This window comes from Pseudoalteromonas sp. Isolate6, assembly GCF_022398435.1.
In the GTDB taxonomy this organism is placed as follows: domain Bacteria; phylum Pseudomonadota; class Gammaproteobacteria; order Enterobacterales; family Alteromonadaceae; genus Pseudoalteromonas; species Pseudoalteromonas galatheae.
This window is the reverse complement of the sequence record NZ_JAKEVK010000012.1, coordinates 1-14,284: the sequence shown is the minus strand read 5'-3', so window position 1 is coordinate 14,284 and position 14,284 is coordinate 1. Positions and strand designations below refer to the sequence as shown.

The following is a 14,284-nucleotide window of genomic DNA, read 5'->3' as shown; positions in this document are numbered from 1 at the left end:
ATTTTTGTTTAGGTAGTGTTACCCATACTACCCTAGCAATTAGCGTGGATATAAAGGTCAGAATTTTCTGACCTTTTTTCTTGGCAGATTAGAGCCGGGGGAACACAGCTCTAGTGATTTAAAATAAATATCGCACCTTAAACGTCACTAAGTCTTGCACTGGCTGTTGCCATAAATCGGCAACACTACCAAACCAATCTCTGCGCCCGACCTGAGACTTTTCAAGTGTCGAAAAGTTTGCACCTCCTCGTTGATACACTAAAAAAATGTCTGAATATGCACCCATACGATAACGCAGTTTTATCTGGCTCGCTAAGCGCCTATCGTCAAAACTGGTATCACCATGAATCTCGCGAAGCTCACCGTTGGTAAGTTGATAAATCGTCTTACTTTGCGCTTCAAGTACCGTCCACTGTAGTGAACCACTGAGTTCAAGGTTGTCAGTGATCCGGCCATTAAATTCAAATTTATTGGAAAACTCATCTCTATCGTATTCACTCAAGCGGTTTTGCCCGTTTGCCATTAGCCAGCCATCACCGCTTCTAAAGAAATTACTCAACTTAAGGTTCCAGTTATAATGTGGCATCCACGTCAAATCCACGGCGTACTGCTGTGCTGAGCCTGATATTCCTTCTTGGTCAAGCTCTATACTTGCAGCCCAAGAAAAATCCCCCACATAAGGGCTTTGATAAAATACCCGAGACTCCGTACGACTTGGCATCTCAAACATCTCTGTGCCTCGCCCTAAATTATCTTGTTTACCGCTGGTGTAATAATCTAGGCCGAGATTGAGCTGACCACCATTTGCCAGCAAAAACTGCGCTAAATATGCTTGTCTGGCTGCTAAATCTGTTCCAGCATTGTTTTGCTCATGCCTCAGTGTGAGTGACTGCTTTAATCTGGTAAACCAGCTGTCTTTTGGGTGCATCGCGTATTCACCATAAAGCTCACTCACCTGCCAGTCGTTTCGTTTCATATAGCCGAGATCACGATTATCAAATTCGTCATCCACTGCAAAGTAGCGCGCAGCGAACTTTGTCTGTAACGACTGTTGATACTCCGCCTCTAGCGATACACCTTGACCTGTAACACGTTGCTTTTGTGTTTCTACCTCAGTTTGTAATAGCGCGCCTTTGAAAGACCAAGTATCACTACGATACTGACCATCAAGGGCATAACTCATGGCATCACGCTCAAGAAACGGTCTGTCTGTTTTGGTTGCAAGCACACCAGCCTGCCAATCTTGCGTGCGATAATTAGCTCTTGCGGCAAAAAACTGCTTACCGATATCATCCGAAAAGTCCGACTCAGACACAACAAAAGTACCAAATTGTACCGACTTACCTTTATGTACAAATCGTAGCGCCGCATCTATGGGGGTGATTGCACGTGTACCATCATCACTTGATGCCCCTATACGACGGGTATGAATAAGCTTAGTGCTCTCAAGTGCAGCAACTTCAAACAGGCTGATATCTTGGGTGAAAAATGGACGTTTATCGGTGCGAAGCGTTTCCACGGCCGAATAATTCACATCAACATCATCGATATCCACCTGACCAAAGTCGGGATTCACGGCAAGACTCACCTTCTGATGATGAGAAGGCTTGTAAAACAAATCAAAGCCAACATCGGACTGGTGCTGACGCTCGGAAGGTGAAGTGCTTAGAGGTGCAAATTGAGCCTGATGTGCAAAATAAGGCACAAATGCCAATTGAGAATGTGCGGGGATCTGTGCTGTGATCTTTGGCATGGTCAGGAAGAAGTCGCTATTTGCTGTTGTATCCTCATGGTTTGCATAGATAAAATTACTTTTAAGTTCATACAGCTGTACCGAAACCCCAATGTTTTTAAGCCCCTGCTCATCTCCCGGCTGAAACGACACAGTATGCCAAGGGATCAATAATTCTGTGGTCCAATACGCATCGTCAATGTGATTGGCATAGTGCCAGTCCCCATCCCAATCGTAATCCACGTTTAAGCTTGGGGTTACAACACCATCTTGCGAGCCGCCACCTAATGTCACCGAGAATTGATATGCGCTACTGCCGTCACCTGAAAAGTCCACAACTACCCGATTGAAGTCAGCTTGCATAAAGCGGTCATGGATATTGAATTGTCGCTTACGCTCGGCTTTATTCTGAAAGTTTTTAATACCAATATAAACACCGTCGGCGGTTGCAAAGGCTTTTGCTGTAATTTTGTCATTGGCAGATGCCAAAGTTACAGGCACAACCTGAACAAATTGTTCAAAGTGCGTAGCAGAACCCCACTGCACTTCATTTAACTTACCATCAATCACGATAGGTTCCGCAAGTACAGCTCCTGCCATCATGGGATAACTTAAACCAAGCCAAAATTTATTGCTTTTATTCATACATACTTTCCTCAAAGTTATGCCTGCTATTGCAACAAACTTTGCCGTAAAAAGTTCTTAACTTTTTCTGAAGAAAGCTGACTTAACCTTTATAAACATTGACTTAATCTTAAGAAACGCTAACGTTATAGGAACAATTGGTTTTGATTATTGAAATTGGTACTCAGCGTGCAGACACAGGAAGTAGAGATGGTTTGTTTTGGACATTGGCAGTTTGATCTCCAGCAAGACTGCCTAACACATAGGCAAAGCCAAGAAACCGTAAAACTTGAACCACAAATGGCAAGGTTACTCGCGCTTTTTATTGAGCATCATAACGAAGTACTAGAGAAATATTGGCTTACTGAGAAGCTATGGCAACACGCGGTTGTCGAACCTAATAGCCTTTATCAGCTACTAACTAAATTGCGAAAAGTGCTTGGGGATGACCCTAAAAACCCGATTTATATCAAAACTATCCCCAAACGGGGTTATCGCTTTATCGCGCCACTTACAAGCCATGATAAGGTGTCTCAGCATACGATAAAACCCGTAAAAACAATAACCAAGTCCCACTTTTTCTCTTTTAGCGCCGTCGTTATGGCAGTGTTATGCTTTGGCGCAATCGCCTTTTTTAATCAAACACCGACTGAAAAAACACCATCACGCTACGAAACCTCGAGCCTTAGCCATGATCTAGGCCTTGAATTTGACGTTGATGCCCACCAAAGCCAAGATCTCATTGCCTACATTAAAGATTTTACTCATCTTGTGATTGCCAACAAACAAGGCTATCAATTAAATGCACACCACTTCGACTCTCGTATTAGCTTTCCAAGTTGGAGCCCCGACTCAGATAAGCTAGCGTTCTGGCAATATCAAGGTAGTGGCTGTCAACTTCATGTGATGACTGCTGCGGGGCAATTTTTCCACAGTTCTCAAATTATTCCCTGCCAGGTTGGTACTAAACCTGTTTGGAAAAATGATAAGGAACTTATTTTAACGTTCGGCCAATACAATGCCAAAGCAGCGCACCTTTACAGGCTAGAGTCCCATCAAATGGTCAAACTGCCACTCGCTTTGGCAGCCAATGAGCAGTTAAAAATGGCAATTCGAGGTTGGGGAGGCAAAACCTATTACTTAGTGCAAGATAAACAGAGGCTGGAAAGACTTCAAACACTCGATGGCACGGTTCATATAGAATGGCCTGTCCCTGTGACTTCCGTGGCATTTGATATTTATCATCAAGCCGTGATTGCGAGTCAATATGGCAGCTTGTCACGGCACTTTAGAGACGGTGACACTCAGGCTATAAAAGAAACGGAGATTGGCCTTTATACAAGCTTTTCGAGCGATCAACATGGGGATATTTTTGCTGCATTAGAAAGCTTCCAAGTTAATATTAAAGACCGAGACAACCTCCCCTTATTTTCAAGCTCAAGCATCGATTACCTGCCACTGACCAACAGCTTGGGGGAAACCGCATTTATGTCTAGGCGCAGCGGCGTATGCGAGGTGTATCTTTATCGCGATGATAAAATCAGCCAGCTTTCTTTTCATCAGGGGCATGAGTACGTTGGCTTTTTAGTATGGAGTCCAGAGCTAAACTATTTGGCCTCAAACCGTGATAACAGTTTAGTGATATACGACCGAAAACGCCCACTCACCCAGTTCGACTCTCAGCTGAGTCAGCCTGTCAAAAGCATGGGCTGGATTGATGAACAGACACTATGGGCTTATGACGGCGAAACTTTAAATCAATACAGTTTGTCTGGGGCGGTCATCAGCAGCCATCAAAGCGCAGCGAATTTTGTCTTTTATCACCCCAAAAGACAAACTTGGTTTGTGCTACAACAAACCCTACTACTTGAGTACGAGACGCTCTTAGAAAGCGACGCTGAAGCATTAAATAAATATACCCTAGACCAAAAGCAAACCAATCAATTTAGTAACTTAAGAATTCGCGGCAACGACATCTATTGGCAATCTGCTTGGTCAAAAGAGGATTACATCTGGCAACTCACATTGATGCCAGAACAACAGCCTACACTTAAAAAGGTCGGCCACCTGATTTGGCACTACGATATCGACGCCCTTGGCAATCTGCTCATAGCAAAAATGGAGAGTATCGAAGGCGATATCAAAAAACTGACTCGCCTACCAGAAGCTGCTAACTAATTATGATCATTACAAAAGCACATACGCGGTATAGCTCAGCACTAAGGTGCTGAGCCAAGTCATAGCTAAATGTTGTGGACCTTTTAATGCACTTAACACCAAAAGCGGCAAAAATGCATAGGGTAACAGACTCACAACAGTCAGTCCCAATAACATGTAGACAGGCACTGAAAAACAGACAGCAGCCGTCAGCACAATAGTCCAGATACTCCGCTTTGCTGGTTGCAGCTTATCTATACTTAACCAATATGCAGCACGATCGTAGATTTCAGGCTTGAGATCAATTGCAAGACTCGACCACCATAAAAGATTTAGAGTCACCAGCCCCGGAACATAATTTGCTTTTAGATCAGGTCGCTCTGCACTTAAGACCGCACCAAACCATACCACTAACACACTCATCACAATACGCCATAGCAGTACAAAGTAGTGATTGTAAGCAAAGCTCAACCAAAACGTCGTCAATCCTTTAACCATTACCGATAACGTCACTTTACGTGGTAGCACCGCAGCACAGCCGAACGCTATTAAGTTTACAGTAACCAAATACCAAGTGATTTCGATAACAGCAAAACTGATAATTGCCGTTATCAATAATCCAATACTGGTCCCCAAAGGCCGATAGACAAAGCAAAGGGCAACGAAGAATTGCGTCACCGCAAAAAGCAGTAATTGCCACGCTTGTGTGATTTTCTCAATTCCAATTGAATAGCATAGAATTAGCGTCATCAATAATAAAGGGTGAACAACAAGTACCGACAATCCATCTGCCACTTTTTGATGGATGGCACGATGCAGGATCGTGTGGTGGTAACTTCTGTGCGCTTTATCCAAAACCGCATCTCGAAACACAAATAGAATAAAGCTTTGCGCCGCAAGTAACCCCCATGCAATTTGTACCTGCGCCACTGGACTATCACTTTCAACTATTTTACCTATACCCATAAATAGTATTGCGATAAAGCCTAGCAGATAGATTTGAAACAGCGCAGCTATCATCAAGCCAAATTGTTGAAGTTGCTGGCCTATCGCCTGCAGCGACAAAGTAAGTGACGTTTTTCTGTAGTTGTAGTAATAAAACATTTTAACCACCCAGCTTCGGTGCTAAAGGAACAGAATGAAACCCGACTTGTAAAAATGGTTCGGGCTCATGACTTGTCATCAGCACCATACCTGCGTAGTTTTGCGTCAACTCAACGATATACTCGCAACCTGCCGCGTCCAAAGCCGCAGTGGGCTCATCAAGCAATAAATAAGGGGGGTTACGCATCAAAGCATTAATAAGCTGAAGCTTCTTTTTGTTACCAGAGGAGAGATCCGCGTAGCGCGTCGTTAAAAAGGCTTCAAACTGGAAGTCGTTTACAAGCTGAGAAGGAAAATCACATTGCCATGCGGTTGATGTGAGAGTTAATAGCTCTTTTGCACGCAAAAAAGCAGGAAAGGGAATGTTGTCTGACGCAAGTGCAACAAGTGTTTGGCGCTTATCGATTTTTTTACCTTGTAATAGAATATCGCCATTGAACGCATCATCAAGCCCAGCAATCATACACAGTAAGGTGGTTTTCCCTACGCCATTCGGTGCCGCTAAACAAATCCTATCATGGTCAAACTGTTGTGAATAGTTGTCAAACAGCACTTCTTTAGAGAAACTTTTACTTAAAGATTTTATCGTTATCATTTTGCTCTACAACTATAAATCCAACTAGAGATTTATGTTTAAAAATGTAATTGTCATAAAGCTTAAACTATTACAAAAGCCAATATTTATCACCTAGTTAGAACGGAAAACCTTGGCAAATACACGCCTTATTTTGTAACAAAGCCTTACACACTACAATTTCTAACACCTTTTAAACACCATAAAGTAACTCTACGTTTCTCAATCCGATATTCTTGCTCCGAAATCGCTAAGAGAAAGCCCACATTCTAAATATTGATAAAGGAGATCACCCATGAATTTTCGTTTACTGACTGCTGCTACACTCTCATTTTTAGCCATTGCTTGCTCATCAGAAGATCTTGAAACCGCAAATTTCGGGTCAGATATCGCCAAGAATAAATATAACTTAGTCAACGCCACCGATTATGAAATTGCTTTTCACTTGGCAAACACTGAAGTGGATGGCGATAAACGCAACGTTTCCGACGATAAATACCATGTAAAAACCCTAATATCGGGCTCTGAGCCAAGTAAAGTCACCCACGAGCATAACGTAAATAGAACTATCAGCTTTTATGCAAAGTCGGTGAACAAAGTGGGGATGGACGAACAAGAAGAAGTGAAAATAAGCTATGATCAGGACTATCACTTTGTTGTAATGCAAAATAGCAATGACACCCTAGATATCAAAGTTGTTAAAGCATCTAAAAACAACCACGACAATAAATTTACTGTGCGCGTGCTCGCTTCCAAAACAATGACTCTCACTATAAACGGCGCTGACATTGAATTTAAAAGAGGTGAAGTGAGCGGCTGGTATCAAGTGGAAAACTGCAATGAAGATATCATGATGGGTGACGAAGTTATTAGTCTTTGTAATGCTTCATTTGACCGCTCATATCTACTCGTAGTGGGCGAAACGGGTTTAATGAGTACAGTTTTAGAATATTAATCATCTACAACAGAGTGGCGGACTTACCCCACTCTTTTACATTTAGGTGGATCTGGCTTTGACTGAGTAGGGTCCATTTGATTTTTGTTCTCCAGAGCGGAGTTTAACCGCAATGCATGATTGACATTTCTACCGTGTTACCTAATAGGGAGCTGGAGTAAGGTGACTTTGCTGGAGCACAAAGTCTTTAGCGTCTGACTTACATAGAAATAACCTGAGCTGCGAATAATTAATGCCTTTCTAGCAGCTAGTTTTAGCGCTAACTGCGTTGAATTCACTTCCAATAGCCAGCTATTGGTGCGTAAATTCGCCTTGCCTACAGGATGTAGGTACCTCAGCGAGAGCAGGACGCGGAAGCGGTGTTATCCCTAAAACTCTCTGGCTAGACAAGGAAAAAACTAAGTTTTGCTTTAGCAACAATGAGTTGGAACATTCCTTATCCAAACCTCAGGTTAAATAGCAATCAAACGACTGTAAAAAGCAAACTTGAAAGCTAACCAGACCCTAATAGTGTTATAGAATTTCGGCAGCAGCCTTAGGTCTCAGCTCAGCAATGCGATAAAACCCAAGCGCGGTGATAGATACTAGGGTCATGATGATAAACAGCATCATGCCGGAGTAAAAATCTAATATAAGTCCACCTAAAATGGGTGCTAATGCATACCCTAATGAACACAAGCCAGCAGCACCAAAATAGCTAGCTTTCAGGTTATCTGGTGCCAACCTGTCAATATAGACATTGATGTTAGTAAACATAATCGCTTCGCTCAAACTCAACACCATCATCGCTGCAATCCATCCCCAGATATTTTGCACATCATTTAAGGCCATCATGACTTGTGAAATGATCAATATCACGCCACCCGCATAGAGCCTATTTTCAATACGCCAATTACGCATCAGATGTAGTAATGGAAACTGACAAACGATGATCACACTAGAATTTGCGATAATTAAGCTAGAAATTAACCAAGCCAGATCTGGGACCTCTGCACGTGTCAAATACTGCACTAAGCTAGAGTCGCATTGCGCATAGACTAAATAAACTAAGGTTGTAGCGATTAGTACTATTAAAAAGACTTTATCTTTTCGCAAGATCCCCAGCCATTTTGCAAACTTCGGTACCGACTGAGCGGCAGACTGCAAAGCGAAAGTCTGCACTTCACTCATTTTAGGTCTAAAGTAAAGCAATGCGAGCAACAAACCAATATACGAAATGCCAGTGTAAATAAAACTAAACTGCTCACCATTGAGCCCTGCCCATAAACCGTATAATGGCCCTAAAGCAGCTCCCACATTCACGAGGAAATAGAGTAAATGCAATGCAAGCTCTCTGTCTTTCGCGTCAGCAAGCTCTTCTGTAAGTAATGCTTTACTGGGCGCATCCCAGAGCGTTCTGGGTAGACAAGCTAAGAACACAGAGGTTGCAAACAACCACAACGACTCGGCCACCGCCAACAGTGAAAAGGAAATCACACCAACAAACACCGCCGTATAGAGCATTTTGGTGCGACCGAAACGGTCTGCGAGATTCCCCGTATAAAACCCCAAAAATACTGCGAAAGTTGCTGACACCGTCAGCAATAAACCGACCTCTGTTGCACTCAGCCCATAATTTTCGTAAAGAATAACAGCTAAAAATGGCCATACCATATAGTAACTAGCACGGACGAAAAAGTTACCAACAAGCATTACCCAAACTAAAGGTGTAAAGCGCTTTAACCGCTCGATTGCAGAGCTATTCTCCATTGATGTTCCTTAATTATTATTGATTTACGCAGAACCCTAATTCCTAAACCTTAGTTTAGGTCAAGCGTTTAACTGCATTCTATTATCTTGGATACTGGAACTCTATAAAGAAAAAATTTCATCCTTGAAATCACAAAGGGAGATAAAACTAACTCAATGCAATTAAGCGTTAAAACCGCTTAACGTAGAACACATTAAAAAAATCAAGACCGGGGTTGTGGTCGCTCAAACCAGCATTAGAATAATGCAGATATCGGATTCCAACTTTAGTACTGGGGTTCAAATTAACACTAAGTCCAATACGGTCTTCAAACTGATAGTGAACACCAATGTCTTTACCTGCAAATCGGGTATCACTGACGTAGGTCATGCCAATCCCGAACTCAAAATTTACTGGTTTTCCAGCAAACTCGGTCAGTGGAACACTGAGTACGGGTGACAAGGCGATCGCGAATGTCGTATCTGAGCGTGTTGGGTTGCCGTATTCCCAATAATTGGTGCTGAGCTCAAAATAAACATAAGTGCTTTCACCAAAGCCATAATCCGCTAATTTATAACACAAAGGGCGATACCCAAGCCTCAGCCCCTTTACATCACCTTCGCCTACCACATAATCAACCGCAACTTCATTAGCATGTGAGTAAGTAGACGCAAACAGCATAAGTAATAATAAAACTAATCGCATAACGACTCCTCTACGGTAAAAGTCATTCTACGCCGTTATTTAATTCTTAAAAGACACCAAAGAACCACATAATAATTGCCACTAAAGCACCAATTTAGAGTTTTAATCGGTACATTAATTTAACTAAAACCAATAACAAATTATGAGTTATACTATTAAAAACGATCTTGAGAATGTGGTATGCAGTATTTAATTGGGAGCGTTATAGGGTTATCTAGTATCTTCAGTGTCTTAGCCGCAACGCCAGCAAAAGTAGATATCTATACCGAGCATTTTCCCCCTTACCAAATAGAGCAAAAGAATGGCTCCATCACAGGGCTTGCGACCGACATCGTGCGCTTAATTATGTGGGAGGCAGAACTAGGCTATCAGATCTATATGGTACCATGGACTCGCGCTAAGGCTTTTTCAGAAAAGTCCCCTTATTCGTTGCTGTACTCTATCGCCAGAACAGAGCAGCGTGAAGAAAATCATGTGTGGATTGCACCGCTTTGCCAGCTAAAGATCGCATTTTATAAACGCGCGGATATTGCAAATGAGCAAGCATGGGAAATATGGAGAATTAAACAGTATGTTGTCGCGGTTGCGGCCGATCAACTTTCCGAGAATTATTTAAAAGCACATGGCTTTGTCGCCGATAAAAACATATTGTCAATAACCAACTTAGATCGAGCTGGCGAATTACTCGAAAGAGGCAGAATTGACTTTATTTTTGGCGCTGAAAGTTTCGTCGATCAGATGGCTGCTAGAATGGGTGTCACCGAGCAGTGGGACAAAGTGCTAGATATCCCAGAGTTAAGTAAAACCCTTTATTTAACCGCCAATTCCAACGCTCCTACAGAATATATAAATCGCTTACGTGCTGCCGCTGAACGAGTACAAATGCAACGCAAAAAGGTTGATGTCGGCTGCCACATTGACGAGTAATGCATCGTTTGCTACTGAACTTTATGCGTTGCTATGATAGCATTTAAAAAATTGTATACTTTATTCAAAATAAAAATGAAAGTTCTCACAGGAATGTTATTACTCATGCTCTTTGTAGCATGCAAAGCGCACGCGAACCCCAAAATCATCAACACAATTTCACGTTTTGGTCACCCTCAAGTGATGAAGCCCGCAGACAAGTTTGGTCATAGCCCATATTCTCCACTTTTTGATAACGGCGCATGGCATGGTCACTTACTTCCTGATAGCGCTGCACAATTCGGTGGCTTCACAGGTAACGCGATTATCACCGAAGAGTATTTAACGTATTTATTTGAGCGTATTGAGCGCCTACAGGTTTTTCATGATGATACCAAATTGCAATTTGATGCAACGCAATACAGCCTGCCTGGAGAGCTGGTGCAAACGCTCAGACATGAGCTCGCGACGGTGACGATCCGCTTACGCTTTGTAAGTGAGCGTGTTTCTCTTATTCAAACCACTATTCATACAGAGCAACGACTTACTTTAAAATTGGATGGCAAATTACTCCACCAGCTTAATGAACAACAAGCACTGGACCAACAATACCCTAAGCTCGCACCAACCATGATTGCCAGCGAAAGTGGGATCAGTACCACTTTTGGTCGTGTTCGCGATCCGTGGGCGCTTCTGACCTCTGGTAGCAACGAGTACTCAATTACCCGCACAATCCCTTTCAAAAATGTGGTAGAAAACAACCGTTATTATAGCGAGACGCAAACCTCTGGTGATCTGCAGTTTTATACCGCAATAAGCTATGTCCACAATCAACAAGAGCGCATAAAAACAGCAAAGGCCGTTGCCAAAATACTGTCATCCCCGGTTACGTATTGGCAACGCTCTATAGCTCGCTGGACGGGCTATTTAGCACGCTATCAAACCTTACCACGAGATAAACAAACATTAGCGATAAAAGCGGTTGAAACCCTCATTGGTAACTGGCGATCTCCTGCAGGGGCAATCGCGTTTGATACCGTATCGCCTTCGGTCACTGCTCGCTGGTTTTCCGGCAATTTAACTTGGCCTTGGGACAGCTGGAAACAAGCATCAGCATTGAGACTATTTGCACCTAATTTAGCCAAGGCCAACATTGATGCCGTATTTTCCTATCAAATAGCAGCGAACGATCCTGTAAGACCCCAAGATAAAGGCTTATTACCCGATTTAATTGGTTATAACCTGCCACCAGAACGCGGTGGCGATGGCGGTAATTGGAGCGAACGGAATTCAAAACCCTCGCTGGCCGCTTGGGCGGTGTTGAATACCTACCATGCCAGCAAAGACAAAACTTGGCTTGCACAAATTTACCCTAAACTTGTCGCCTATCGTGATTGGTGGCTGCGCAACCGTGATCACAACCAAAATGGTATTCCTGAATTTGGTGCAACCATAGATAAACACCATAATAATCAAGCGGGTGAATTATTATTCTATCTACATGAAGGAAAGCAAAAGCATGCCCGCTTTGGGCTAAAAGCCTATCGCGATGCGCAAACACAAGGTAAACAGATAAGTATTCCCGCACAGACCGCAGCGTCATGGGAGTCTGGAAGAGACGATGCTGCTAACTTTGGTTTTATCTCACCACAGCAGCTTGAGATCTATGTGAAACAAGGTGGTGATGCTAAAGACTGGCAAGTCGAGTTTGCCAGCAATAAGGACGCCCAAGGCCAACTGCTAGGTTACTCTTTGATGCAAGAATCTGTTGACGGGGCCAGTTATTTTTATTCTGACACCAAAAACTTGAGTACCATCGCCAATATCTTGGCTAAGCCACAGGAAGCCAAAGCCTTTTCAGCACAAGCAAAGCAGATCGCCGATTATATTAACCGCTGCATGTTCGACGATAACAGCGGATACTACTACGACATTCGCATTGCCGCATCACCGCTTGAAAATGGCTGTGCAGGGAAACCAATCATTGAGCGTGGTCGCGGCCCGGAGGGTTGGGCTCCGCTCTTTAATCAAGTAGCAACAGCGTATCATGCTAAACGCGTCTCTGAAGTAATGCTCAGCCCCAGTGAATTCAACACCTATATTCCTCTGGGATCTGCATCCCAGACCAACCCTGCATTTGGCGCAAACATCTATTGGCGTGGTCGTGTCTGGCTTGACCAATTGTATTTTGGCTTGATGGGACTACGCTATTATGGTTATGAAACTGAAGCGAACACTTTGCTTGATCGATTTATGCAAAATGCGGATGGTCTGATGAAAAACGCGCCTATTCGTGAAAACTACAACCCACTCACCGGTGAACAACAAGGCGCACCGAACTTCTCATGGAGCGCAGCTCATATTTTGCTGATGATAGAAGCATTTGAGATGGGCAAGCCCAAAAGGCCAATTAAAGAAGAAAAGCCAGTTTCGCAACAGATCACCACAAATTAGCCGAAAATTTGCTAGCAATCCAGTGATGATCCGTCTACATTTTTTAAATCATACAAAAACAAATTAGACGGATCGCAATGAGTTGGTTTTACCGTATTTACCATTTTGCCCTAAAGTGCATTGTTATTTTTATCGGGATCCCGAACCCCAAATTACATCAGGGAAAAACGGGGTTGTTGGACGCCATTAAGGCGCTGGGGTTAAAAAATGGAGATAACGTCTTAGTTGTGACCGACCAAGTGCTCCTCAAACTCAACTTGCATCAGATTGTGGAAAACACACTACGTGAGTCAGAATTAGTTACGCATTATTACGCAGATGTTTTACCCAACCCAACCATAACAAACGTCGAAGATGGTCTAAAGGTCTACCAACAGCATCAATGTAAAGCAATTATCGCACTTGGTGGTGGCTCGGTACTCGACACAGGCAAGTTGATCGGTGCTCGGGCTGTCAAGCCGAACAAACCGGTGACTAAACTCAAAGGGTTGTTTAAAGTCTTAAAGCGTCTACCGCCGAATATCGCGATCCCAACAACAGCGGGAACCGGCTCGGAGACCACCGTTGCAGCCGTCATTAACGATCCTAGCAATCACGCCAAATATGCCGCGACTGATTTTTGTTTAGTGCCGCACCATGCAGTGTTATTACCGGAATTAACCACAAGTATGCCCGCACATATCACCGCAACTACGGCAATTGATGCACTAACCCACGCCATAGAGGCACTACTGAGCATTAACTGTCTTGAATTTAGCAGAGGCCGTGCTCTTGAAGCCTGTAGAGCCATCTTTGAATATTTACCCAAAGCACAACAAGATCCACAGAATTTAGAAGCGAGGGCGCAACTACTACTCGCTTCCCATTACGCAGGACAAGCTTTTACCAGAACCTCCGTCGGCTACGTACATGCAATCTCACACCAATTGAGCGCTCAATATGGTACGCCGCACGGACTTGCTAATGCGGTGTTACTCATGCCCGTGCTAACCTGGTATGGCGAGCGCATTAACCAGCAACTCGCACTCATTGCCAGATACTGTGCTTTAACCTCATTAGACTACCCCATCGAACGCCAAGCGGATGACCTGTTGGAGCACATTAAGCGCTTATTACTTGATCTACAGATCCAAACCACGCTCGCCGAAGTACTCCCTGACGATGCGGCGCTACTCGCAGAACTAGCGCTAAAAGAAGCACATCCAGATTATCCAGTGCCCCATTTTATGGATCCCAGTGCCTGCCAACGTATTATAAAAGGTATCGCTCCTACGCCTTAGTGGCACTCCGTTTAGTGATTGGATTCAAGGGATTAAAATAAAGCCAAGCTTTTCAAAACTTTGC

Annotated in this window: 10 protein-coding genes; 5 read left to right on the top strand and 5 right to left on the bottom strand. The window is 43.4% G+C overall.

The window, feature by feature from the left end; genetic code table 11:
• Positions 1-118 precede the first annotated feature (118 nt).
• A complete protein-coding gene (locus L1D50_RS03060) occupies positions 119-2,377 on the bottom strand; it encodes a DUF5916 domain-containing protein (RefSeq protein WP_239965482.1) in 2,259 nt (752 codons plus the stop codon).
• Between the two features lie 168 nt (positions 2,378-2,545).
• Between L1D50_RS03060 and L1D50_RS03055 the strand changes: the two genes are divergently transcribed.
• Positions 2,546-4,534, top strand: coding sequence for a winged helix-turn-helix domain-containing protein (locus tag L1D50_RS03055; RefSeq protein WP_239965481.1), 1,989 nt, complete (start codon positions 2,546-2,548; stop codon positions 4,532-4,534).
• 9 nt (positions 4,535-4,543) lie between these two features.
• Here L1D50_RS03055 and L1D50_RS03050 read toward each other — a convergent pair whose 3' ends face one another.
• Positions 4,544-5,617, bottom strand: coding sequence for a DUF6136 family protein (locus tag L1D50_RS03050; RefSeq protein WP_239965480.1), 1,074 nt, complete (start codon positions 5,615-5,617; stop codon positions 4,544-4,546).
• A 1-nt stretch (position 5,618) separates the two neighbouring features.
• Positions 5,619-6,212 (bottom strand): ATP-binding cassette domain-containing protein, encoded by a 594-nt coding sequence (locus tag L1D50_RS03045; protein ID WP_128727946.1) that lies wholly within the window; start codon positions 6,210-6,212, stop codon positions 5,619-5,621.
• Positions 6,213-6,486: 274 nt separating this feature from the next.
• Here L1D50_RS03045 and L1D50_RS03040 point away from each other — a divergent pair, with 274 nt between their 5' ends.
• Positions 6,487-7,146: a hypothetical protein gene (locus L1D50_RS03040; protein ID WP_128727947.1), complete on the top strand. Its 660-nt coding sequence runs from the start codon at positions 6,487-6,489 to the stop codon at positions 7,144-7,146.
• Positions 7,147-7,659: 513 nt separating this feature from the next.
• Here L1D50_RS03040 and L1D50_RS03035 read toward each other — a convergent pair.
• Complete coding sequence (locus L1D50_RS03035) at positions 7,660-8,895, bottom strand: MFS transporter (RefSeq protein WP_128727948.1); 1,236 nt, start codon at positions 8,893-8,895, stop codon at positions 7,660-7,662.
• Positions 8,896-9,064: 169 nt separating this feature from the next.
• Complete coding sequence (locus L1D50_RS03030; RefSeq protein WP_128727949.1) at positions 9,065-9,580, bottom strand: acyloxyacyl hydrolase; 516 nt, start codon at positions 9,578-9,580, stop codon at positions 9,065-9,067.
• 180 nt (positions 9,581-9,760) lie between these two features.
• Here L1D50_RS03030 and L1D50_RS03025 point away from each other — a divergent pair, with 180 nt between their 5' ends.
• The 3 genes from L1D50_RS03025 (at position 9,761) to L1D50_RS03015 (ending at position 14,220) form a co-directional block, all read left to right on the top strand.
• The gene (locus L1D50_RS03025) at positions 9,761-10,507 is read left to right on the top strand and encodes a transporter substrate-binding domain-containing protein (RefSeq protein ID WP_128727950.1); all 747 of its coding nucleotides are present in this window, start codon (positions 9,761-9,763) and stop codon (positions 10,505-10,507) included.
• Between the two features lie 105 nt (positions 10,508-10,612).
• Positions 10,613-12,940: an alpha-glucosidase gene (gene ygjK / locus L1D50_RS03020; RefSeq protein ID WP_235956521.1), complete on the top strand. Its 2,328-nt coding sequence runs from the start codon at positions 10,613-10,615 to the stop codon at positions 12,938-12,940.
• Positions 12,941-13,017: 77 nt separating this feature from the next.
• Positions 13,018-14,220 carry an iron-containing alcohol dehydrogenase gene (locus tag L1D50_RS03015; protein WP_239965479.1) on the top strand — a complete coding sequence of 401 codons (1,203 nt, stop codon included), beginning with the start codon at positions 13,018-13,020 and terminating at the stop codon, positions 14,218-14,220.
• Positions 14,221-14,284 lie beyond the last annotated feature (64 nt).

Bases quoted from the DNA above. Each gene is read 5' to 3' on its own strand.
- L1D50_RS03060 (WP_239965482.1), bottom strand. From the start codon at position 2,377: ATGAATAAAAGCAATAAATTTTGGCTTGGTTTAAGTTATCCCATGATG.
- L1D50_RS03050 (WP_239965480.1), bottom strand. From the start codon at position 5,617: ATGTTTTATTACTACAACTACAGAAAAACGTCACTTACTTTGTCGCTG.
- L1D50_RS03045 (WP_128727946.1), bottom strand. From the start codon at position 6,212: ATGATAACGATAAAATCTTTAAGTAAAAGTTTCTCTAAAGAAGTGCTG.
- L1D50_RS03040 (WP_128727947.1), top strand. From the start codon at position 6,487: ATGAATTTTCGTTTACTGACTGCTGCTACACTCTCATTTTTAGCCATT.
- L1D50_RS03035 (WP_128727948.1), bottom strand. From the start codon at position 8,895: ATGGAGAATAGCTCTGCAATCGAGCGGTTAAAGCGCTTTACACCTTTA.
- L1D50_RS03030 (WP_128727949.1), bottom strand. From the start codon at position 9,580: ATGCGATTAGTTTTATTATTACTTATGCTGTTTGCGTCTACTTACTCA.
- L1D50_RS03025 (WP_128727950.1), top strand. From the start codon at position 9,761: ATGCAGTATTTAATTGGGAGCGTTATAGGGTTATCTAGTATCTTCAGT.
- ygjK (WP_235956521.1), top strand. From the start codon at position 10,613: ATGCTCTTTGTAGCATGCAAAGCGCACGCGAACCCCAAAATCATCAAC.
- L1D50_RS03015 (WP_239965479.1), top strand. From the start codon at position 13,018: ATGAGTTGGTTTTACCGTATTTACCATTTTGCCCTAAAGTGCATTGTT.